Raw genomic sequence first — 20199 nt, forward strand, 5'->3', positions numbered from 1 at the left:
GCCCGAGCTTGAGTTCACCCCTTCAATGTAGCTGACAGTGTGGGAAGTGCTGAGAAAGACTTCCCAGGCCTGGCTGCGCCTATTCAGAAAACCGCTAGCCACTCGCAACCCTTCTGGAGTTCCCCCATGAAAGTGCTTGAGCGCCTGTCATTCTCTGGCAAATTCGTCTTGCTCGGCTTGCTAGCCGTAACCCTGATTGCCATTCCAACCAGCCTCTACGTGCTCGGCGCCTATCAGAATAGCTCCCAGACAAACCAGGAGCTTCGCGGCATCCGGCCGGTGCAGGCATTGCTCCAGCTGATCCACTTGACGCAGCAACATCGCGATTTGTCATCCGTCGTGCTGGGCGGCAACCGGACTTTCCACGAGGTTCGTTTGAACAAGCAGGCCGAGGTGGATCAAGCCTTCGAGGCAACCGAGCGCGTGTTACAGGAGGCCAAGGTCAGCCCCGACATCCTGGCTGCCTGGGGGCGGGCGCAGCAACAATGGCGCGAGCTGGCCGGCGAAGTGGGCCAGACCACAATCAAAGGTTCGCAGAGTCTGACCCGGCATAGCCAGTTGATCGCAGCCTATCTGCTGATCGAGGACGCAATGCTCGATCACTTCAAACTGTCCCTTGATCCAGTGTTAGGGACGTACTCGCTGATGGCGGGCGCTTTGATCGAGTTACCGCAAGCCACCGAGTTGTTGGGTCAGTTGCGTGGTGCCGGCGGCCTGTATCTGGCGCAGGGTCGGATCCTGCCTGAGCAACAAGGTGCGCTGCGTGGCTTGGCCACCCAGGCGCTGAGCAGCGTTGACAAGGCGGCACGTGCCTTGACCAAGGCGAGTGCCGTCGAGCCGGAACTCAAGGCTCTGCTGGAAGCGCCGCTAATGGCACTAGGTCCGCAAATCCGGCAGGCGCTTGAACTCAGCAATGCGAGATTGGTGTCGGCCGTCGAAATGGACATGGATTTCGCGCCCGGCGCAAGCCCCGCAGGAAATAACGAGCCTACCGATGCCTTGTACGCGCTTAAGCTCAATTACCCGGTCGGCGACTACCTGACTGCTTACAACAAACCGGTTGATGCCTTGTATGCCCTTGGCCACTCAGCGCTGACGGCGCTCGATGAAGCGCTGATGAAACGCCGCGACAGTGATCGGGAGAGACTTATCCTGATGTCTGCAGGTTTACTGGCGCTGCTGTTAGCTGGCGGGACCTTGGCCACCTTGATCGTGCTGCGCCTGCTTGAACAGTTGGCGACTGCCATGGCGGCAGCCGAGCGTATCGCCAAAGGTGACCTGACCCAATCACTGGATGTCGTTGGCAAGGATGAGGCGGCGCGCCTGCTGCAGGCGCTTGAGCGCATGCGGATGAACCTGCGCAGTACCGTCAGGCAGGTATTGAGTTCTTCCGAGCGACTGGCCACGACCTCCGCTCAGTTGAGTGCCGTGACCGATGACGCCACCCGTGGCGTGCGACGCCAGAGCACCGAACTCGATCAGGCGGCCAGTGCCGTGACCCAAATGACTGGCGCGATCGAAGACGTGGCGCGCAACGCCGCCTGGGCCTCAGAGGTTTCCCAGGCAGCAGACCAGCGCTCGCGTCAGGGGCAGGAGAGCGTCTGCCGTACCGTCGGTGCCATCGAATCGTTGACCGAGGATATCGAGGATACCGCGGGGGCCTTGCAGGCCCTGGCAGGCCAGATAGGTGACATTGGCTCGGTGTTGGATGTGATTCGCGGCGTTGCCGAGCAAACGAACCTGCTGGCCTTGAATGCGGCGATCGAGGCGGCTCGCGCGGGCGAAAGCGGTCGGGGCTTCGCCGTGGTGGCCGACGAGGTCCGGGCCTTGGCGCAACGAACCCAGGAATCGACCAAACAGATCGAGACGATCATCGGTTCGGTGCAAAAAAGCAGTCACGGCACCTTGCGAGCCATGCAAAGCAGTAACGGTAAAACCCGGGAAACCCTGGAGGTCGCCCGTGCGGCAGGCGCAGTACTGAGTGCCATCGTCGACGACATCGCGCAGATCAATGAACGCAATCTGTGTATTGCAAGTGCCACCGAAGAGCAATCCCAGGTTGCCCGTGAGGTGGACCGCAACTTGCTCAATATCCGTGATGTTTCCCAACAGGCTTCGGCCGGAGCCAATCAGAGCCAGGCTTCTAGCCGGGAACTCGCAGGCCTGGCCAGCGAGTTGAATAGCATGGTCAAGCATTTTATCGTCTGACCGAGCTCGTCGTGTTCGATCATCACAAACCAACGGTAGAGCCTGCTGTCGAATGCTGATTTTCAGCATTCAAGGCTGCAGGGGCGGCGCTTTCAGCATCCTCGTCTGTGACGACCCAATAGACTGAAGGCTGTCTCGGAACAGGACTCGACCATGCTCAAGAATCGCCTGAAAGACCCCAGCCTGCTGGTAGAACTCGCTTACATCGACGGTCAGTGGATCAGCGCCGACAACGCCGCCACCCTTGACGTCATCGACCCGGCCAGCGGCCAGTTGCTCGCTCGTGTACCCGCGATGCAAGGCAGCGAAACCCGACGTGCCATCGAAGCCGCCGAAAGCGCCTGGCCAGCATGGCGCGCACGCCCGGCGGCGGAACGGGCAGCGCTGCTTGAGCGCTGGTATCAGGCCATGATCGATAACCTCGACGACCTGGCACTGATCATGACCTGCGAACAGGGCAAACCGCTGAATGAAGCCAAGGGCGAAATTCGCTACGGTGCCGGCTTCGTCAAATGGTTCGCCGAAGAAGCCCGACGGGTCTACGGTGAAACCATACCGGCACCCAGCGGCGATCGCCGCTTGCTCACGCTCAAGCAGCCGGTCGGGGTCTGCGCCGCCATCACGCCGTGGAACTTCCCCAATGCGATGATCACCCGCAAGTGCGCGCCGGCTCTGGCCGCCGGGTGTACGATCATTGTCAAACCCTCGGACCTGACGCCGCTGTCGGCCCTGGCGCTGGCCGTACTCGCCGAACGGGTCGGCATTCCGTCCGGCGTGTTCAACGTAGTGACCGGCATGCCCGCCGGCATCGGCGAAGAACTGACCGGCAACCCGACGGTACGCAAAATCTCCTTCACCGGATCCACCGCTGTCGGTCGGCTGCTGATGCGTCAGAGCGCCGAACACATCAAGCGCTTGAGCCTGGAGTTGGGCGGCAACGCACCGTTCATTGTGTTCGACGACGCTGACCTTGAGCAGGCAGTGGCCGGCATCATGCTCAGCAAGTTTCGCAACGCCGGACAAACCTGTGTCTGTGCCAATCGGATTCTGGTGCAGGACGGTATTTACGAACGCTTCGCCCAGCGCCTGGTGGAAGAAGTGGGCAAGCTCAAGGTCGGCAACGGCCTGGACGCCGACGTCAGCATCGGCCCGCTAATCAATGCGGCGGCGGTGAGCAAGGTCGCCCGGCACATCGACGATGCCTTGAGCCTGGGCGCGCGTTTGCTCTGTGGCGGCATCCCCGAGGGCGACAGCCAGTTCGTCCAGCCAACGGTGCTCGGTGACGCCCATGCCGGGATGTTGCTGGCCAACGAAGAAACCTTCGGCCCGGTTGCACCGCTGATGCGCTTTACCACGGAGGAAGAGGCACTGACCTTGGCCAATGCCACACCTTATGGCTTGGGCGCCTATTTCTTCACCCAGGACTTGCGCCGTTCATGGCGGTTCGGAGAGGCGCTGGAGTTCGGCATGATCGGTCTCAATACCGGGCTCATTTCCATGGAGGTCGCCCCCTTCGGCGGTATCAAACAATCGGGTCTGGGCCGTGAGGGCAGCAAGTACGGCCTGGATGAATACCTTGAAGTCAAAGCCTTCCACATCGGTGGGCTGTGATCCGGACACCGTTTGAACAGGACATTGAGGAGCCACGATTGATGAGTAAAACATTTAGAATCGCCGCGATTGCCGGCGATGGTATCGGCAAGGAAGTCTTGCCTGAAGGGCTGCGGGTACTGGAGCAGGCCGCGAAGAAATGGCAACTGGATTTGAGCATCGAGGTGCTCGACTGGGCTCACTGCGATTACTACCTGGAACACGGGCAGATGATGCCCGATGACTGGTTCGAACAACTCAAGGGCTTCGACGCGATTTACTTTGGCGCAGTAGGCTGGCCGGATAAAGTGCCGGATCACATTTCCCTTTGGGGTTCGCTGCTGAAGTTTCGCCGTGACTTCGACCAATACGTGAACATCCGTCCTGTGCGGCTGTTTCCCGGTGTGCCGTGTCCGCTGGCCGGACGCGAAGCGGGGGACATCGATTTCGTGGTGATCCGCGAAAACACCGAGGGCGAGTATTCCTCGGTTGGCGGCAAGATGTTCGAAGGCACCGAGCATGAGTTCGTACTGCAAGAGTCGGTGTTCACCCGGCGCGGCGTGGACCGGATTCTCAAGTTCGCTTTCGACCTGGCCCAGACCCGGCCGCGCAAGCGCCTGACGGCGGCGACCAAATCCAACGGGATTTCCATCAGCATGCCGTACTGGGACGAGCGCACGGCATTGATGGCTGCAAAGTACCCGGACGTCACTTGGGACAAGCAACACATCGACATTCTGTGCGCGCGGTTTGTGCTGCAGCCGGATCGTTTCGATGTGGTGGTGGCGTCGAATTTGTTCGGCGACATTCTGTCCGACCTGGGGCCGGCCTGCGCCGGTACCATCGGCATCGCGCCTTCGGCCAACCTCGATCCAGAGCGCCGTTTTCCGTCGCTGTTCGAACCGGTCCACGGCTCGGCCCCGGATATCTATGGGCAGAACATCGCCAACCCGGTTGCGATGATCTGGTCCGGTGCGCTGATGCTGGACTTCCTGGGCAATGGCGATGAGCGTTATCGCGCAGCCCACGACGGAATTCTGCAGGCGATCGAGCAGGTCATCGCCCAAGGACCGATCACTCCCGATCTGGGAGGACAGGGCTCGACCCAGGATGTCGGTATGGCGATCGCCGCATTGCTTTGAGCCGAGGCAACAACTGCTCAGCAGGAAGCTTTATCCATTCTTGTATCTCACCCTTTTAGCCCGTCTCACTGCGGGCTTTTTTTTGTCGCGCGTAAAACCCCCTCTGATAGTCTCTGCTCATTGTGGCCTGCTGGGCGTCTGCGCAGGTGAAACCGTTGCGAACGGCTCTTTCCGGTGTTGCGAAGGATCAGCGAAGAGGAATCAAAGGAATGTGGAGGAAGTTGCGCGAGGGCGTCTTGCCCGGAATGATCTCAACTGGTTAGTTGATGTACCCAGGTACCCAGGTACCCAGGTACCCAGGTACTCCGGTGAGGCGGGTAGCTGGGTTATACCTGGCTCAATGCTTTGGCTTTCTCTTCATGCAACGTCTCGACAAGGTCCTGGCGGAGTTGGAAGGAGATGAAAGCATTGAGCGCATGGCAATGTCGTTGATGGGGCGGGCGGGCTAGCTGCTTGCAACCACTTGCCGTAGTGCCTCGACGAAGCGGCACAGATCGCTCTTCTGCGTGTAGATGCTCGGCGACACCCGAAGTCCGCTTATGTGCCTGATCTGGCGGAACTTGACATGCACCTTGTGGGTTTTTCGAAGTTCCTGCTCAACCCATCGAGCATCGCATTGATCGATAGAGAACAGGCTTACTGCGCCCAGCTCAACGGTATCAAGTGGCGTGTGGAGCCTGAAACCGGGAATGTCTTTGGCGAGGTCAACCCAGTAGCGGGTCAGCTCCTGTAGACGCGCGTGAATGGCTCGCGTGCCGATTTGCGCATGGAAACGGATAGCCGGAGCAATGCCCGCTTGTATCGCCGAGTTGTAGGTGCCGAGATTCCAGTGGTCGAACTTGTCGATCTGGAGCGGCGGAGGATCGAAAGGCCCCAGCAACGGCCAGGTGCTGTCGATTCGCTCGCGCCTGACAATGAGCATGCCATTGCCGACCGGTGCACCGAGCCATTTGTGGAGGCTGGTGACGAAGTAGTCGCAATCCAGTTCGCGGAAGCTGAGCGGCATCTGCGCAAACGTCTGGGCACCGTCCACCACCGTGATAATCGCTTGCGCCCGGGCTAGCGCACAGATGCGTTTTACCGGTAGGACCCGCCCGGTCCAGTGCAGCATGTGGGTCAGCTGGATTACCCGGGTACGCGGGGTAATTGCCTGCGCATAAGCTTGCACGATGACATTCTCATCGTCCATCAGGTCAAAGTCGACGGTCACCACTTCGATGCCTTCGCGCTCCTGACGCTGCAACCATCCGGCTATTACGCTCGGATAGTCCCACAGTGAGACCAGTACCTGGTCACCGGCCTTTAATGGAATACCGAAGATGGCTGTCGACAAGCCTTCGGATGAGTTGCGGTTCAGGGCAATCTCATCGGGATCGCAATCAGCCATGTCAGCCAACTGTTGTTTGATCGCAGGAAGCTCTGCATCGAGCTTGCTCCACATATTGACGTCCGGGTTCTGGCTGATCAGCCGATAGGCATCGATCACAGCCTGCTCTACTACCAATGGCGGCGGACTCACGGCCGCGTTGTTCAGGTTCAACAGGGGGCGCTGCTCTGGATAAGCTGCGCACACGCGCTCCCAGAATGCTTCCCCAGCGACGGACTTGTCGGACATCAGCTGCATTTCCATTCCCGTTTCTCACCTCTGTTTGAATTGTTGACTGGAGCTTGGGCACTAGGGTTTAGTATTTTTTTACCGGGTCATCGAGCGTGCGCGACTGAGCGTCAATGGGCGGGTCCCTGTGCTCCTCAGTGACTGGATTTTCATCGCCCAGGGATTTGCGGAACCCTCTGATCGTGTCCCCGATATCCGCCCCCAGGCCTTTCAGGCGCCTGGTTCCGAACAGCATCACCACGATCAACAGGATGATCAGGAGTTTTCCGGTACTGAAGCCGCCTAATCCCATTGTCTGTACTCCGCAAGGATTGATCGGTTTTATGTGGGGCCGGCGGAGGAGAATTCATCCGCCGGCGTTAATGCGGATCGAGTTATTTGACGACGTAAAACTTGCGCACATACACGCTGCTATTCCAGGCACAGGGGGCACCTCGAGGCACGAACACCGTATCGCCAGTGTTGACCGTCAGATGGGTCCCATCCGCAATCTGGAGGGTGACGCTGCCTTCGAGCAGGTGCATCAGTTCATGCAGCATGTGCGGTCTCGCCCTGCGGGTATAGGGTGTCGAGTCCCAGACGCCGATGCGCAGGTTGGTCGCTTCTTCGACAAACACATTGTGCGAGCGACATTGCGGTGCCGGGCTTAGCAGAATTTCTGCATCCGGTGCTGCCGAGGGAGAGAGCAGGGTTAAGGGGGGGAGAGGTGTTAGTCCGGGATTGCAGGCATCAACGGGCTGTGTATCGGCGCAGAATGCCCAGAAAGAGTCGGGTTGCGCCTCGATCTGTAGCGATGTGCCACGGGCGATCACCGCGCTGTCACCGGGATTCAGTTGGAGCGAGCGATCCTGGCTCTGCAGCGTGACTTGCCCTGCGTGCACCACGATCATTTCGCTGTAGGGATAGTCATCGACGCTGAATTGTCCGCTTGCCAGGACTACGCCTGCGGCGATGTCATCCGGCCCGACATGAGCGATCTGCCTGTCGAAAGGATCGTTAGCGCCCAACGAACCGGGAGTAAATTTTGTTAGAACAGGACTGCCGTCGGCGTGTGCCAACAGCACTGCAGTGGGCTCTAGCATGAAGGTGTTTCTCCAGGAAAATGCAGCGTGTAGCGTTGGATGTAACGGTGGGGTTTGTCAGCCGATGGCCTGAGTCACCAGGGCAAACTGGTGCACTGCGCCGATCGCCTGCGGTGGGGTACCGCGAGCCATTTGTGCGACGGTGTCGACGTGCTTCAGCCCGGCCTCTTCCAGCCAAGGGGCCAGACCGCTGTCGGACGGTATATCCATGCGTACGAAGGCGTCCGGCACTTGGGCCAACAACACCGCGATCAAGTGCTTGGCCTGCTCTGGATTTTCTGCGATGACCGGGCCGATACAGCGACCACGGCCGAATGGGCGCAGCAGGGCAAAAGCGCGCAGTTGACCATCACGCTCGATACCGACCGAGTGTTCGACAATATCGAACAGATCCTTGAGCACGGCGTCTCGGTCCAGGCCGCTGCCGGCGTTGGCCAGTTCAATCTGGACGCTCCGATCGGCTTCGGTCAGCGGGCGGCAGCGCTCACCGGCTGGCAAATCATTTGGTACTGGGGACAGCGCATGCCCCTGATGTTGTTGAATATGCCCAAAGTCAACGAACCCCTGGCTGGCATAAAGCGGGGCACCGGCCAGCGTCGCATTGAGTATGGCGGTGCGCGATCCGCAAGCCTCAAGTGCCAGTTCCATCAGCTTGCGACCTATACCCTGGCCCTGGTACTCATCGCTGACGATCACCAGGCCGATAGTGGCGTAATGTCCCTGCGCACAGGTGAACGCAGTACCGATCAGGCGGCCTTCGTCTTCCACGACAAAACCTTGCGCGATGCGCTGCAACATGGCCCATTCTTCCAGGCGGTGAGGCCACTTCAACTGTACGGACAAGGCGTGGGCCGACTCCACATCGGCCGAGGTCATGGGGCGATAGGTATAAGCAGGTCGTTGCGAAATGGACATGACAGGTCTCCAGTGACAGGGAGCGTAATCGGTCGGATTTCTCCGCGCAAAGTATTGGTATCTCACCTGCGGCGAAGCCTGACAAGAGGTCCCTATTGATTCGGTAGATTCTTAAAGCGACAGCTCTGTAGGCCACATTTACTGCTCAAATGAGAAGCAGGATCGGCAGCAAATACTGGATCGACTTTCAGGATGCAGGCCAAAGCAAATGCACTTCTGATGGGGAGATTGCTTGAAAAAAAGGCGCCCGGATGGGCGCCTCAAGGCTAAGGGAGCGAGGAGCAGACCTTCAATTAAACCGGCCGGTCCACAGGTAAAACCGGCCAGGGCCAAACGTTACAGAATGCTCAGCGGATACTCGATGATCAGGCGGACCTCGTCGATATCGCTCTCGAACGAGGTTGCGCGGTGTGTAGCCTGGCGCAGACGGAAGGACAGGTCCTTGGCGGCCCCTTCCTGGACCACGTATTTTGCTTCCAGGTCACGCTCCCACTCCTTCTGGTCGTCACCCACCTTGTTGGCATAGGCACCGTTCGGATCGGCCTTGGTGCCATCGATTTGATCACCTTTGACATAGCGGGCCATGAAGCTCAGCCCCGGTATGCCGAACGTAGCCATATTCAGGTCATAACGAGCCTGGATGGAGCGCTCGTTGGGGGCGTTGAAGTCGGAGTACTGAATCGAGTTGGCGAGCCAGATCGAGTCCACGCCTATGTAGTCGAAGTACTCGTCGCCATCGATCTTCTGATAAGCCAGGGTGACCTTATGGGCACCGAACGAATAGGCCGCCTTCGCCGACCAGCTCGTGGTGTCCAGCTTGCCGGCACGCGCATCGCCTTGATCCTCGGTCTTATAGACCGTCAAACCAAAATTCAGCGATTGCTGGTCAGCTAGCGGAATCGTATAAGAGGCACTGCCGAAGTGCTGACGCCAGACATTGACGGCCTCACTGGTGTACGCCATCAGGCTGAGGTTGTTGTTGACTTTATAGGTGCCGCCAATGAAGTCGACACTGTCAGCTTCGGTCCCCCCGTATGTGGTGAACAACCCGTCATCGGAGTTGGTCGAGGCTCGATTGTTGAACGCTGTGAAGTGGCCAGCCTCAAAGGAAAACGCGTCGAGCTCTTTGCTCGACAGTTGGAAGCCGGTAGCTGTTTCCGGCAGCAAGCGGTTGTCGCCGGTGGCGAATACCGGAGCGGTGGGGCGTTGTTCACCGTACTTCAGCACTGTAGAGGAAATGCGCATCTTCACTGCACCGCCGATCTCGCCGTAGCTATCCGGCACTTCAGCGTCGGCGGTGCGGTTGTTGCTGATCGGCAGCAGGCCGTTGCCGGCCCGGCCGCGGCCGGTGTCCAGCTTGACCCCACCGTAGGCGAAGGCATCGGTGCCGAAACCGATGGTGCCCTGGGTGAAACCGGAGGCGAAGTTGAGCATGGCCCCTTGTGCCCATTCCTCCCGATAGCCATTGCGCTCGCTGGCCGGCTTGGAGCCGTTGGTACCTTGGCTATTGCTGCCGCCATTACGGAAGTCGCGATTCATATAGAAATTACGATTGAGCAACCCGAGGCTGCTGTCTTCAATGAAACCATCGGCTTCTTGTTGCTGACCAGCTATTGCCAGTTGCGTGGTGGCGGCAATGACAGTCAAGGAGAGAGAGCTTAGTTTTGCGATGTTCATCGCTTACTCCATTAGTTCTTATTAGTGTTCGTTGCCTGCACGGCAAGCAACGCTCTTACGACGGCTCAGGTAAACCTCTGCGAAGTAAACTCGTGAGAGTCCTGTCGATCAGCGCCTTGCAGTGGACTTGACCAGCAGCCGGGCTCCGCAGCGGAGGCTGTATCGCAGTTACGGCAAGACCTGACAATGGGGTGCAGTCAATTCGGTAGATTGCATAAGTTGCGGCTTGACGGGCCGCAATTACTACTCAGGCGAGGGGGGAGATCAGCAGCAAATGTCGGCTTGTTTTTTTGGGGGGAGGATGCGCAGAAACAGCAAACGGGATGAACAACAGGTCTGTTTTGTATAACGCCAGATTTGCCTCGCAGAAGTAAAAAAATCTGGCGCCGGTTGGGTTGGTAGTCGTTGGTCAGTAACTTCGCTCGCGGTCAACCTGGCCAAGCATTGCCTCACCACGTTGATGACGGCGGATATTCTCCAGCAACACGCTAAACGCACTTTCCGGTTGGGTCATCGCAGCGATATGCGGTGTCAGCAATATCTGCGGATGGTGCCAGAAGGGATGGTCCGGCGCCGCCGGCTCCTGTTCCAGCACGTCTAGCACCGCCGCGCTGATCTGACCGCTGGCCAGGGCTTCAAGCAGATCCTCTTCTACCAGATGCCCACCCCTGCCCATGTTGATCAAGGCAGCGCCTTTGGGCAGGTACTGGAATAACTGACGGTTGAGAATCCCTTTAGTCTGCTCGGTCAATGGCAGGACACAAAGCACGATGTCGCACTGGCCGAGGAAGGCTGGAAGTTGCTCGGCACCGGCAAAGCAGTCCACCCCGGCAATGTGATGCTCGCTGCGTGCCCAGCCCGACAAGGCAAAGCCAAAAGGCTGCAAGGTGGCCAGAATCTGTTGAGCCTGCGTACCGAGGCCCATAACACCTACCCGACGTTTAGTTGCCGGCTGTAGCAAGTGAGCCTGCCAGCACCGAGCCATTTGTTGCTGACGATAACGGAGCATATCCCGATGCAGGCTGAGCACCGCAAAACTGGCGTACTCGCACATGCCCCGGGTGATGCTTGGGTCGAGTAACCGGACCACCGGCAGGCTCGTGGGCAAGCGGTCAAGGTCAAGCTGATCGACCCCGGCTGACAAGGCGAACAGTACCTGCAAGTTTGGCAACAAGGTGTCGAGATCGTCCGGCGCCTGCCAGGCCGCCAGGTAGCGAATATCCTTCGGATCGCCGATGTCCGGCCAGGCACGCCATTCGATATCCGGAGCGTGCTCAGCGAATAGACGCTTCCATTGTTCGCCGCGCACCGGGTCAGCTTTATAGAGCAGGGCCATGGGTAACTTCTCGCATTAGATAATGAGTATCCAGCATGCCCGAGTGGCAGAGCAGGATATGTCGAAAGAATCTGCTTAAACGCATAACGTTGCCTTGTATGGGGCGCATGTCGGCAGATTCCATGGGGCTGGCTACAGCTGAAGGATTCTGCTGTTTACGGGGGTGAAAACAGTCGATCCGAATTTCTCAGAGGCCAAGTTCGGCTTAGACAATTGCGTCGAAAGCTTAACCTGTGAACCACATCGCAGCCGCTTCCCGGCTGCCAGGCCCACTATGAGAGATGCCAATGAACAGTAAAGTCGAAGAAACCCCGAGTTTGCTCCGTCAACGTGATCAATTCGTGCCACGGGGTTTGGTTACGGCACACCCGCTGGTCATCGACCGGGCCCAGGGTTCCGAGGTATGGGACGTGGATGGGGCGCGTTACCTGGACTTCGTCGGTGGCATCGGCGTGTTGAACATCGGTCACAATCACCCGAAGGTGGTCGCGGCGGTACAAGCCCAATTGCAAAAGGTCAGCCATGCTTGCTTCCAGGTAGTGGCCTACAAACCTTATCTCGACCTGATCCAGCGTTTGTGCGAGTTGGTCGGTGGTCGTGAAGCCTACAAAGCGGCGCTGTTTACCTCCGGTGCGGAGGCTGTGGAGAACGCGGTGAAGATCGCTCGCGCACATACCAATCGCCCAGCGGTCATCTCCTTTCGTGGCGGTTTCCATGGACGCACGTTGCTCGGCACGACCTTGACCGGCATGAGCCAACCCTACAAGCAGAACTTCGGGCCCTTCGCTCCTGAGGTCTTTCATACCCCGTACCCTAACGCCTATCGCGGTTTTACCAGCGAGATGGCCCTGCAAGCCCTGAATGAATTGCTGGCGACCCAAGTCCCTGTGGACCGAGTGGCAGCGATCATCATTGAACCGGTGCAGGGCGATGGAGGCTTCCTCTCCGCGCCGCCGGAGTTTCTCCAGGCGCTGCGGGCTCTGACCGAACAACATGGCATCGTGCTCATTCTCGATGAAATTCAGACCGGCTTCGGCCGCACCGGCAAATGGTTCGGTTTCCAGCACGCAGGCATCCAGCCGGACCTGGTCACCGTCGCCAAGAGCCTGGCCGGTGGCTTGCCGATCTCGGGCGTGGTGGGTCGTGCGCACATCATGGACGCGCCATTACCCGGCGGTCTCGGCGGTACTTACGGTGGTAATGCCCTGGCTTGCGCCGCAGCGTTGGCAGTGATCGAAACCTACGAACAAGAGCAGTTGCTCGCGCGCGGTGAAGTATTGGGCGAGCGCTTGCGCCAGGGCCTGCTGCGCCTGCAGGCACGTCACCCTCGGATTGGTGATGTACGCGGCACCGGCTTCATGTTGGCGATCGAACTGATCAAAGACGATGAGGCCCGCAGCCCCGATGCCGAGCTCACCCAACAACTTATCGATCAGGCCAGGGTTGGCGGGCTGTTGGTGATCAAGTGCGGCGTGTACCGTAATGTGCTGCGCTTCCTTGCGCCTCTGGTCACCGAAGAGGAACAGATCGACGAAGCGCTGACGATTCTTGAGGCGGCATTGTTACGCGTGTTGAATTAATCTCAGGCTTCGGTTGGCGCAACGTAGCACTGCGCCAACCGGGGCATTTGGAACGCATGGATTGATGAAATGCATCATGGGAGGCAACACACCATGTACCTGACTGATTATCGTGCACTGCTGATCGATTGTGATGAAGTTCTGGTCGATCGGGATTCCGGTATCTGGACGGCCCTGCAACCATTGCTCGAAAATCATCTGGGCGTGCTGGGCAGGGAAGAGGTATTGGCTGCATTTGACGAGGCGGTACGCACGCTCTATCCACGTTTTCCCGAGCTGGGTTTCAGTGGCTTATTGTGCTTCGCCCATCGTCAATTGGCAGAACGCTTCGGGCTCAAGGCCAGTTGGGAGGAGGGCATGAGTTTCGCCCGATCGGTGGGCAACTGGTCGCTGTTCGAGGATGCGCCCGGCGCTATGTTGTATTTGCGCAAATTCTATCGGCTGCTGGTGTGCTGCGATCGTGATGCCGAGGATCGCGAACAGCTCTGTGAGCGTTTGGGAATTACGTCCGAAGACTTGCTTTCCCGAGTCAGCAAGCCACTGGAGGACAGCGTCTGGTTGCAGGACAATAACCTGCAAGCCAAAGATATCCTGCAGATCTCCAGGCCTCCTGCCGAGCCGCCAAAATCGGCTGGTTTGTGCCTGATTTGTCGTGGCCATAGGAACGATACCCAGCAATGTCCTGCGGATTTTTGCATCAATAGCATGGCCGATCTGGTCACTCAGCATCAGCAATCTTTGCGCCGCTGATTTTGCTATAACCTCTGTCTATCTGAACGGCAATCAAGAGGTACACGATGGAAGGTTTAATCAAACTAGACCGAATTGATATCAGTATCCTGGTTGAGCTTCAAAAAGACGGCCGAATGACTAACGTCAGTCTGGCCGATGCGGTGGGTCTATCGTCCAGCCCCTGTTTGCAACGGGTCAAGCGGCTAGAGTCGGCCGGGTATATTTCCGGGTATCGAGCCCATCTCAACCTCGCCAAGATCACCGACTCGGTCACGGTATTCACCGAGATCACGCTCAGCGACCACAAACGGGAAGACTTCGCCAAGTTCGAGTCCAATATCCGTTTGGTCGATGAGGTACTCGAGTGCCACTTGATCAGCGGCGGTTACGATTATCTGGTGCGTTTCATGACCTGCAGTATCCAGCATTATCAGGAAGTGATTGAAGGCCTGCTGGACAAGAACATTGGTATCTCCAAGTACTTCAGTTACATCGTCATCAAATCGCCGGTCCTCAAAGATGGGGTTCCGCTGCGTAGACTATTGCGTCACTGAGGCCCCGGCCATGAGCCGCAATTGATTTTGAACTTGCCCCTGTTTCACAGAGATAAAACGTATCAGCAGAGAATGGGAATTGATATTATTCGTCATCAATTCTCGCCGGGTTCCTGAAGTGCCCGGCATCTTCTTAAGGTCGTCTGTCGATGCGTCGAACTCTCGTTTCTCTGTGTGTGATCCAAGCCATTTCCCAGACCACCTGGGCTGACCAGGCACCGACTGATCCTGCGTCAATAGAGTTACAAGCGATCGACATCAACGGCACATTCGAAGAGCAGGCCCAGGGCCCGGTTCAAGGGTATCGGGCGACTCGTTCGGCCAGTGCGACGCGCACCGACACTCCGATTCATGAAACCCCACAATCGATCAGCGTGGTCACCCGGGATGTCGTGGAAGACCTCGGCGCCACCCGCCTGCAAGACGCTCTCGATTACGCTGGTGGCGTGGGCCGTGCGAATAACTTCGGCGGCCAGGGCCTGACCACTTTCACCGTGCGTGGCTTTACCACCGGTGAGTTCTACCGCAACGGTTTCCCGATCAACCGCGGTTATCCGAACATGCCCGACGCCAATACCATCGAGCGTCTGGAGGTCCTGCGCGGGCCAGCCACCACGCTCTACGGCCGTGGCGACCCGGGCGGCACCTTCAACGTGGTGTCCAAACAACCCCTGACCGAGCGCACCGTCACCCTGGGCAGTCAGCTCAATGATCAGGGCATGCGTCGCGCAACGATGGATGCCTCAGGGCCGCTGGACGATGAAGGGCGACTGGCCTATCGGCTGAACGTGATAGGCGAGGGTGGCGACACCTTCCGTGATCACGTCGAAAACGAGCGTTACGGTGTGGCACCGGTCCTCGGGTGGCAGGTCAACGACACTACCCGTATCACCTTCGAAGGCGATTTCATGCGCAACAACGCGCCGCTCGATCGGGGTGTGACTCGCTATCGCAATCAGATCGGCGTCGCGTCGCGGGATACTTTTTTCGGTGAGAAGGATATCGGCAAGCTGCACAACGACAACAACATGGCGCAACTGCGTTTCGAACATTTCCTGAACGACAACTGGACCTTGGGCGGCGGCACGCAATTTCTCGACGGCAGCCTGCAAGGCAATGCCATTGAAGGCAACGGGGTCGCTGCCGACGGCCGAACGTTGGGACGCAACTTCAATTACCGGAAACTGGAATGGCGTGACCGGGATGTGCAGTTGAACCTGACCGGGCATTTATCCACGGCCGGATTCGACCACACGTTGCTCACGGGCATCGAGTATGAGGATTACGATTACAAGTCGATCATCCGTCGTTCCAGTGGGGCGGTGAGTGCCTACCCTATCGATATTTTTGATCCGGTCTATGGCCAGCCGCGTCCAGCGCTGACCCGCACCACCACCAATGATCAGGAAAACCTCAAGACCTATGCCGCTTTCGTGCAAGATCAGGTAACGCTGACCGAGCGCTTGAAAGTCTTGGCTGGCGTACGTTTCGAACGCTTCGAACATGATTACGACAACAACCTCGTCAACGGTGTGAGCTGGACCAACAGCGACAACGCCGTCACTCCGCGCCTGGGGCTGATCTACGATCTGACCCCGACCGTGGCGATCTATGCCGACACGGCGCGGTCCTTCAAGCCCAACAGCGGTGCCAGTCGAACGGGCGGCGGCTTCAAACCTGAAGAAGGCAAATCCTACGAGGTGGGCGTCAAATGGCAGGCCCTTGATCGTCAGCTAAGCGTGGATGCCGCGGTGTATCAGATCGAAAAGCGCAACGTCCTGACGACGGACCCAGTGGACTCGACCTTCAGTGTTGCGGCGGGTGAAGTTCGTAGCCGTGGCTTTGATCTGAACGTGGCCGGCAACCTCACGCCAGAGTGGCGCATGATCGGTGGCTACGCCTACGTGGATGCCGAAGTCACCCAGGACAACGTGCTGAAGTCAGGCACCCGCCTGGTGAACATTCCGCGCAACAGTTTCAGCCTGTTGAACGTCTACGAGTTTCAGGACGGTGGCCTCAAAGGACTGGGCCTGGGACTGGGCGCCAAGTATGTCGACGAGCGCGCCGGCCAGACCGCGGCCAATGCCTTCTCCATGGATAGCTACGAGGTGTTTGACCTGCTCAGCTTTTACAAAGTCAACGAGCACCTGCGGCTTAACCTTGACCTGAAGAACGTGTTCGACAGCCACTACGATGAAGGCGCCTTTGGCAACGTTTACGCCTATCCGGGCGCGCCGAGAACCGTGCAGATGGGAATTTCATACACCTTGTAGAGAGCGCTTTTCCGGGCTGTTGCCTGGAGGGCGCACTTTTATAAGCGTCACATGAACAACCTGCACCAGTCGGAGGCGACGTAATCAACGTTCGCCTCCGACCGTTTTCAGTGTCGGAAATGGTCGCCCTGATCATCCGCTTTTCCAGCGACGTTGGCTCACCACTGTCTGCATTCGCAGCCCTCGGTCAATGACGATCGATTGGGAATGAACTGTGGCGAGGGGGCTTGCCCCCGTTTGAGCGCGTAGCGCTCACAAAATCTTTGGTACACCAGAGATTCCAGGGCTGCTTCGCAGCCCAACGGGGGCAGGCCCTCTCGCCACAGGGCATTACTCAAAACGCCCACCGACTCATTCCTCGATAACAAAGGCTCCTGTCAGTTGGATCCCACTGAGCAGTGGTTGCCCGTTCCTCCAGTCTGAATGTTAAAAAATGTTATTTTAAAAAAATACTTCACATAATCCGTTCATTGGAGGATTATCTGCTCAACCTGTATGACAACCTGATAACAAGACAAAAAACAGGATGGCTACGATGTTCGACAAGGTCCCGACTCACGTGCTGAGTGACAGCGTCGCTCAGCAGCTGCTGGACAAGATTGACAGCGGTATGTTCGCCACCGGCAGCAAACTGCCCAGCGAAGCCATGCTCTCGGAAGCCTTCGGTGTCAGTCGCACCGTGGTCCGCGAAGCCATCTCCCGTCTCAAGAACGAAGGCGTGCTGCAGCCTCAGCAAGGGCGCGGCATCTTCGTTACCGCCAACGCCAATATCCGCCCGCTGCGTATCGATTACGCCGAAGCCAATCTGCCCGGCAGTGTCTTTCATCTGTTGGCGCTGCGACGTGCCATCGAGGCGGAAATCGCCTGCGAGGCGGCGCTCAATCGCAGCGAGGCGGATCTGGTGCAGATTGACGAGGCGCTGGCACACATTGACGAAGAGGTTGATGAAGGGCAGGACGGTGTGCGCGCCGACGTGGCTTTTCACCGCGCCATCGCTCAAGCCACGGGCAATCCCTACTTTCTCAAGACCCTGGAATTCGTCAGTCAGTACCTGGAGGCCGCCACCCGCATCACCCGCACCAACGAGGCGGGCAGGGCGGATTTCTCCCGCCAAGTACATGAAGAACACCAAGCGATCGTGGCGGCCATTCGGCTGCGCGATCCGCTCGCCGCCGGGCATGCCGCCCGTGCCCATATCTATAACGCGGCCCGCCGCCTACGCCTTGCCGGCGTGGAATAGGCCGCTGTTTTTCCTTATAAGCCGGTAACTAAGGAGTACCCCATGAATAACAAAAATGTCGGTGTTGTCGGTCTGGGCGCGATGGGCCTGGGCATTGCCCGCTCACTGTTGCGCAGCGGCTTCAATGTGCATGCCTGCGATGTGCGTGCGGCGGTGACGGAACAGTTTGCCGGCGAGGGCGGTGTGGCGTGTGCTTCACCCGCGCACATGGCTGCTGAGTGCGACGTGATCATTACCGTGGTGGTGAACGCCGAGCAGACCGAAACCGTGTTGTTTGGCGAAGGTGGTGCTGTCGCGGCGTTGCGCCCTGGCAGCCTGGTGATCGGTTGCGCCACCGTGGCGCCGACCTATGCCGTGGACCTGGGCCAGCGCCTGACCGCGCAGGGCTTGCTGTATCTGGATGCGCCGATTTCCGGTGGCGCGGCCAAGGCGGCTGCCGGTGAAATGACCATGATGACGTCTGGCCCGGCCGATGCTTATGCCAAGGCCGAAGCAGTCCTTGCAGGCATGGCCGGCAAGGTCTATCGCCTGGGCGACACCCATGGTCTGGGCTCGAAGGTCAAGATCATCAACCAACTGCTCGCCGGGGTGCACATCGCTGCGTCTGCCGAAGCCATGGCGCTGGGTCTGCGAGAAGGTGTCGATGCCGATGCGCTGTACGAAGTGATCACCCACAGCGCCGGCAATTCCTGGATGTTCGAAAACCGTGTGCCGCACATTCTCAAGGCCGATTACACACCGTTGTCCGCGGTGGATATTTTCGTCAAGGACCTGGGCCTGGTGCTGGATACCGCACGGGCCAGCAAATTCCCGCTGCCGTTGTCGGCCACCGCCCACCAGATGTTCATGCAGGCTTCCAGCGCCGGTTTCGGTCGTGAAGACGACTCGGCGGTGATCAAGATTTTCCCCGGCATCGAGTTGCCGACTGCCAAGACTGAGCCGGTTTGAGGAACGCCCAATGAACACCACCACCGCACGCCCATTGCTGGGTTGCATCGCCGACGATTTCACCGGCGCCACGGACCTTGCCAACATGCTGGTACGCGGCGGTATGCGCACCGTGCAAAGCATCGGCATTCCGAGCAGCGAAGTGGCTGCCGGGCTTGATGCCGATGCGATTGTCATCGCACTGAAGTCGCGCACCATCCCCGTCGCCGAAGCGGTTGAACAGTCCCTCGCGGCGCTGGCCTGGCTGCGCGAGCAAGGCTGCGAACAGATTTTTTTCAAATATTGCTCGACGTTTGATTCCACAGCAGCCGGCAACATCGGCCAGGTCAGCGAAGCGCTGCTGGCGGCGTTGGGTAGCGATTTCACCTTGGCGTGCCCGGCGTTTCCGGAAAATGGCCGGACGATCTTTCGCGGCCACCTGTTTGTGCAGGATCAACTGCTCAACGAGTCGGGCATGCAGCATCACCCGCTGACGCCGATGACCGATGCCAACCTGGTTCGGGTGTTGCAATCGCAGACCGGCCTGAACGTCGGCCTGTTGCGCTACGACACCATTGCCCAAGGGGCCGAGCAGGTGCGTGAGCGCATCGCAGAACTGCGGACTCAAGGTGTCGGCATGGCGATTGCCGATGCCTTGTCGGATCGCGATCTGTACACCCTCGGGGCCGCTTGCGCCGATTTGCCGTTGCTGACCGGTGGTTCGGGGCTTGCATTGGGCTTGCCGGAAAACTTCCGTCGCGCCGGCAAACTGCGTGACCTCGATGCCTCGAAACTCCCGGCAGTATCAGGCGGTGAAGTGGTGTTGGCCGGCAGCGCTTCGATCGCTACCAATGGGCAAGTGGCAGCCTGGCTCGAAGCCGGTCGGCCAGCGTTGCGGATTGATCCGTTGGCCCTGGCTGCCGGGGAGCCGGTGGTCGCCCAGGCCCTGGCTTTCGCCAAGGACAATGAACAAACCGTATTGATCTACGCCACCAGTTCACCGGATGAGGTCAAGGCCGTGCAACACCAGTTGGGCGTCGAGCAGGCTGGCAGTCTGGTGGAAAACGCGTTTGGCGAAATTGCCGAGGGCCTGCGCCAGAGCGGCGTACGCCGCTTCGTGATTGCTGGCGGTGAAACCTCGGGCGCTGTGGTTCAGGCGCTGGGTGTGCAATTGCTGCAGATCGGCGCGCAGATCGATCCGGGTGTGCCGGCGACGGTCAGCAGTACTCATGAGCCGCTGGCCCTGGCACTCAAATCGGGCAACTTCGGTAGCCGGGATTTCTTCAGCAAAGCCTTGAAGCAACTGGCCGGGGATGTGCAATGAACGG

At 58.8% G+C, this 20199-nt stretch carries 16 protein-coding genes and 1 pseudogene; 11 read left to right on the top strand and 6 right to left on the bottom strand.

What is annotated here, in order from left to right:
* Positions 1–126 precede the first annotated feature (126 nt).
* The 4 genes and pseudogenes from ACQKPC_RS14900 to ACQKPC_RS14915 all read left to right on the top strand — a co-directional run.
* Positions 127–1350 (top strand): annotated as a pseudogene (locus tag ACQKPC_RS14900) (nitrate- and nitrite sensing domain-containing protein); the annotation flags it as partial.
* Positions 1351–2208: a methyl-accepting chemotaxis protein gene (locus tag ACQKPC_RS14905; protein ID WP_427625362.1), complete on the top strand. Its 858-nt coding sequence runs from the start codon at positions 1351–1353 to the stop codon at positions 2206–2208.
* Between the two features lie 153 nt (positions 2209–2361).
* Positions 2362–3819 carry an NAD-dependent succinate-semialdehyde dehydrogenase gene (locus tag ACQKPC_RS14910; RefSeq protein ID WP_427625302.1) on the top strand — a complete coding sequence of 486 codons (1458 nt, stop codon included), beginning with the start codon at positions 2362–2364 and terminating at the stop codon, positions 3817–3819.
* A gap of 41 nt (positions 3820–3860) precedes the next feature.
* Positions 3861–4940 (top strand): tartrate dehydrogenase, encoded by a 1080-nt coding sequence (locus ACQKPC_RS14915; protein WP_427625303.1) that lies wholly within the window; start codon positions 3861–3863, stop codon positions 4938–4940.
* 445 nt (positions 4941–5385) lie between these two features.
* Here the strand turns inward: ACQKPC_RS14915 and ACQKPC_RS14920 are convergent, their stop codons facing one another.
* The 6 genes from ACQKPC_RS14920 to ACQKPC_RS14945 form a co-directional block, all read right to left on the bottom strand.
* A complete protein-coding gene (locus tag ACQKPC_RS14920) occupies positions 5386–6555 on the bottom strand; it encodes an aminotransferase class V-fold PLP-dependent enzyme (protein WP_427625304.1) in 1170 nt (389 codons plus the stop codon).
* Positions 6556–6622: 67 nt separating this feature from the next.
* Positions 6623–6847 carry a twin-arginine translocase TatA/TatE family subunit gene (locus ACQKPC_RS14925; protein WP_427625306.1) on the bottom strand — a complete coding sequence of 75 codons (225 nt, stop codon included), beginning with the start codon at positions 6845–6847 and terminating at the stop codon, positions 6623–6625.
* A gap of 82 nt (positions 6848–6929) precedes the next feature.
* The gene (locus tag ACQKPC_RS14930) at positions 6930–7637 is read right to left on the bottom strand and encodes a cupin domain-containing protein (RefSeq protein WP_427625307.1); all 708 of its coding nucleotides are present in this window, start codon (positions 7635–7637) and stop codon (positions 6930–6932) included.
* A gap of 57 nt (positions 7638–7694) precedes the next feature.
* Positions 7695–8552 (bottom strand): GNAT family N-acetyltransferase, encoded by an 858-nt coding sequence (locus ACQKPC_RS14935; protein ID WP_427625308.1) that lies wholly within the window; start codon positions 8550–8552, stop codon positions 7695–7697.
* A gap of 336 nt (positions 8553–8888) precedes the next feature.
* Entirely contained in the window at positions 8889–10229 is a 1341-nt protein-coding gene (locus ACQKPC_RS14940) for an OprD family porin (protein ID WP_427625309.1), read from the bottom strand.
* Between the two features lie 409 nt (positions 10230–10638).
* Entirely contained in the window at positions 10639–11565 is a 927-nt protein-coding gene (locus tag ACQKPC_RS14945) for a 2-hydroxyacid dehydrogenase (protein WP_427625311.1), read from the bottom strand.
* Between the two features lie 287 nt (positions 11566–11852).
* Between ACQKPC_RS14945 and gabT the strand changes: the two genes are divergently transcribed.
* The 7 genes from gabT to otnK all read left to right on the top strand — a co-directional run bounded on the left by gabT (position 11853) and on the right by otnK (position 20195).
* The gene (gene gabT, locus ACQKPC_RS14950; protein ID WP_427625312.1) at positions 11853–13145 is read left to right on the top strand and encodes a 4-aminobutyrate--2-oxoglutarate transaminase; all 1293 of its coding nucleotides are present in this window, start codon (positions 11853–11855) and stop codon (positions 13143–13145) included.
* Between the two features lie 93 nt (positions 13146–13238).
* On the top strand, positions 13239–13895 hold the full coding sequence (locus ACQKPC_RS14955) for an HAD family hydrolase (protein WP_427625313.1): 657 nt from the start codon (positions 13239–13241) through the stop codon (positions 13893–13895).
* Positions 13896–13942: 47 nt separating this feature from the next.
* Positions 13943–14431 carry an Lrp/AsnC family transcriptional regulator gene (locus tag ACQKPC_RS14960; RefSeq protein WP_008146530.1) on the top strand — a complete coding sequence of 163 codons (489 nt, stop codon included), beginning with the start codon at positions 13943–13945 and terminating at the stop codon, positions 14429–14431.
* Between the two features lie 149 nt (positions 14432–14580).
* Complete coding sequence (locus ACQKPC_RS14965; RefSeq protein WP_427625315.1) at positions 14581–16704, top strand: TonB-dependent siderophore receptor; 2124 nt, start codon at positions 14581–14583, stop codon at positions 16702–16704.
* 535 nt (positions 16705–17239) lie between these two features.
* Positions 17240–17944: a FadR/GntR family transcriptional regulator gene (locus tag ACQKPC_RS14970; RefSeq protein ID WP_427625316.1), complete on the top strand. Its 705-nt coding sequence runs from the start codon at positions 17240–17242 to the stop codon at positions 17942–17944.
* Between the two features lie 42 nt (positions 17945–17986).
* A complete protein-coding gene (gene ltnD / locus ACQKPC_RS14975; RefSeq protein ID WP_007906163.1) occupies positions 17987–18892 on the top strand; it encodes an L-threonate dehydrogenase in 906 nt (301 codons plus the stop codon).
* 10 nt (positions 18893–18902) lie between these two features.
* Positions 18903–20195 (top strand): 3-oxo-tetronate kinase, encoded by a 1293-nt coding sequence (otnK, locus tag ACQKPC_RS14980; RefSeq protein ID WP_427625318.1) that lies wholly within the window; start codon positions 18903–18905, stop codon positions 20193–20195.
* The last annotated feature ends 4 nt before the right edge of the window (positions 20196–20199 follow it).

The sequence above is a fragment of the Pseudomonas sp. NPDC089918 genome (assembly GCF_050280605.1).
Lineage (GTDB): Bacteria > Pseudomonadota > Gammaproteobacteria > Pseudomonadales > Pseudomonadaceae > Aquipseudomonas.

Coding starts and splice junctions, on each gene's coding strand:
- ACQKPC_RS14905 (WP_427625362.1), top strand. CDS start 1,351: ATGAACCTGCGCAGTACCGTCAGGCAGGTATTGAGTTCTTCCGAGCGA.
- ACQKPC_RS14970 (WP_427625316.1), top strand. CDS start 17,240: ATGTTCGACAAGGTCCCGACTCACGTGCTGAGTGACAGCGTCGCTCAG.
- ACQKPC_RS14935 (WP_427625308.1), bottom strand. CDS start 8,552: ATGTCCATTTCGCAACGACCTGCTTATACCTATCGCCCCATGACCTCG.
- ACQKPC_RS14960 (WP_008146530.1), top strand. CDS start 13,943: ATGGAAGGTTTAATCAAACTAGACCGAATTGATATCAGTATCCTGGTT.
- ACQKPC_RS14925 (WP_427625306.1), bottom strand. CDS start 6,847: ATGGGATTAGGCGGCTTCAGTACCGGAAAACTCCTGATCATCCTGTTG.
- ACQKPC_RS14915 (WP_427625303.1), top strand. CDS start 3,861: ATGAGTAAAACATTTAGAATCGCCGCGATTGCCGGCGATGGTATCGGC.
- ACQKPC_RS14920 (WP_427625304.1), bottom strand. CDS start 6,555: ATGTCCGACAAGTCCGTCGCTGGGGAAGCATTCTGGGAGCGCGTGTGC.
- otnK (WP_427625318.1), top strand. CDS start 18,903: ATGAACACCACCACCGCACGCCCATTGCTGGGTTGCATCGCCGACGAT.
- ltnD (WP_007906163.1), top strand. CDS start 17,987: ATGAATAACAAAAATGTCGGTGTTGTCGGTCTGGGCGCGATGGGCCTG.
- ACQKPC_RS14955 (WP_427625313.1), top strand. CDS start 13,239: ATGTACCTGACTGATTATCGTGCACTGCTGATCGATTGTGATGAAGTT.
- ACQKPC_RS14945 (WP_427625311.1), bottom strand. CDS start 11,565: ATGGCCCTGCTCTATAAAGCTGACCCGGTGCGCGGCGAACAATGGAAG.
- gabT (WP_427625312.1), top strand. CDS start 11,853: ATGAACAGTAAAGTCGAAGAAACCCCGAGTTTGCTCCGTCAACGTGAT.
- ACQKPC_RS14930 (WP_427625307.1), bottom strand. CDS start 7,637: ATGCTAGAGCCCACTGCAGTGCTGTTGGCACACGCCGACGGCAGTCCT.
- ACQKPC_RS14940 (WP_427625309.1), bottom strand. CDS start 10,229: ATGAACATCGCAAAACTAAGCTCTCTCTCCTTGACTGTCATTGCCGCC.
- ACQKPC_RS14910 (WP_427625302.1), top strand. CDS start 2,362: ATGCTCAAGAATCGCCTGAAAGACCCCAGCCTGCTGGTAGAACTCGCT.
- ACQKPC_RS14965 (WP_427625315.1), top strand. CDS start 14,581: ATGCGTCGAACTCTCGTTTCTCTGTGTGTGATCCAAGCCATTTCCCAG.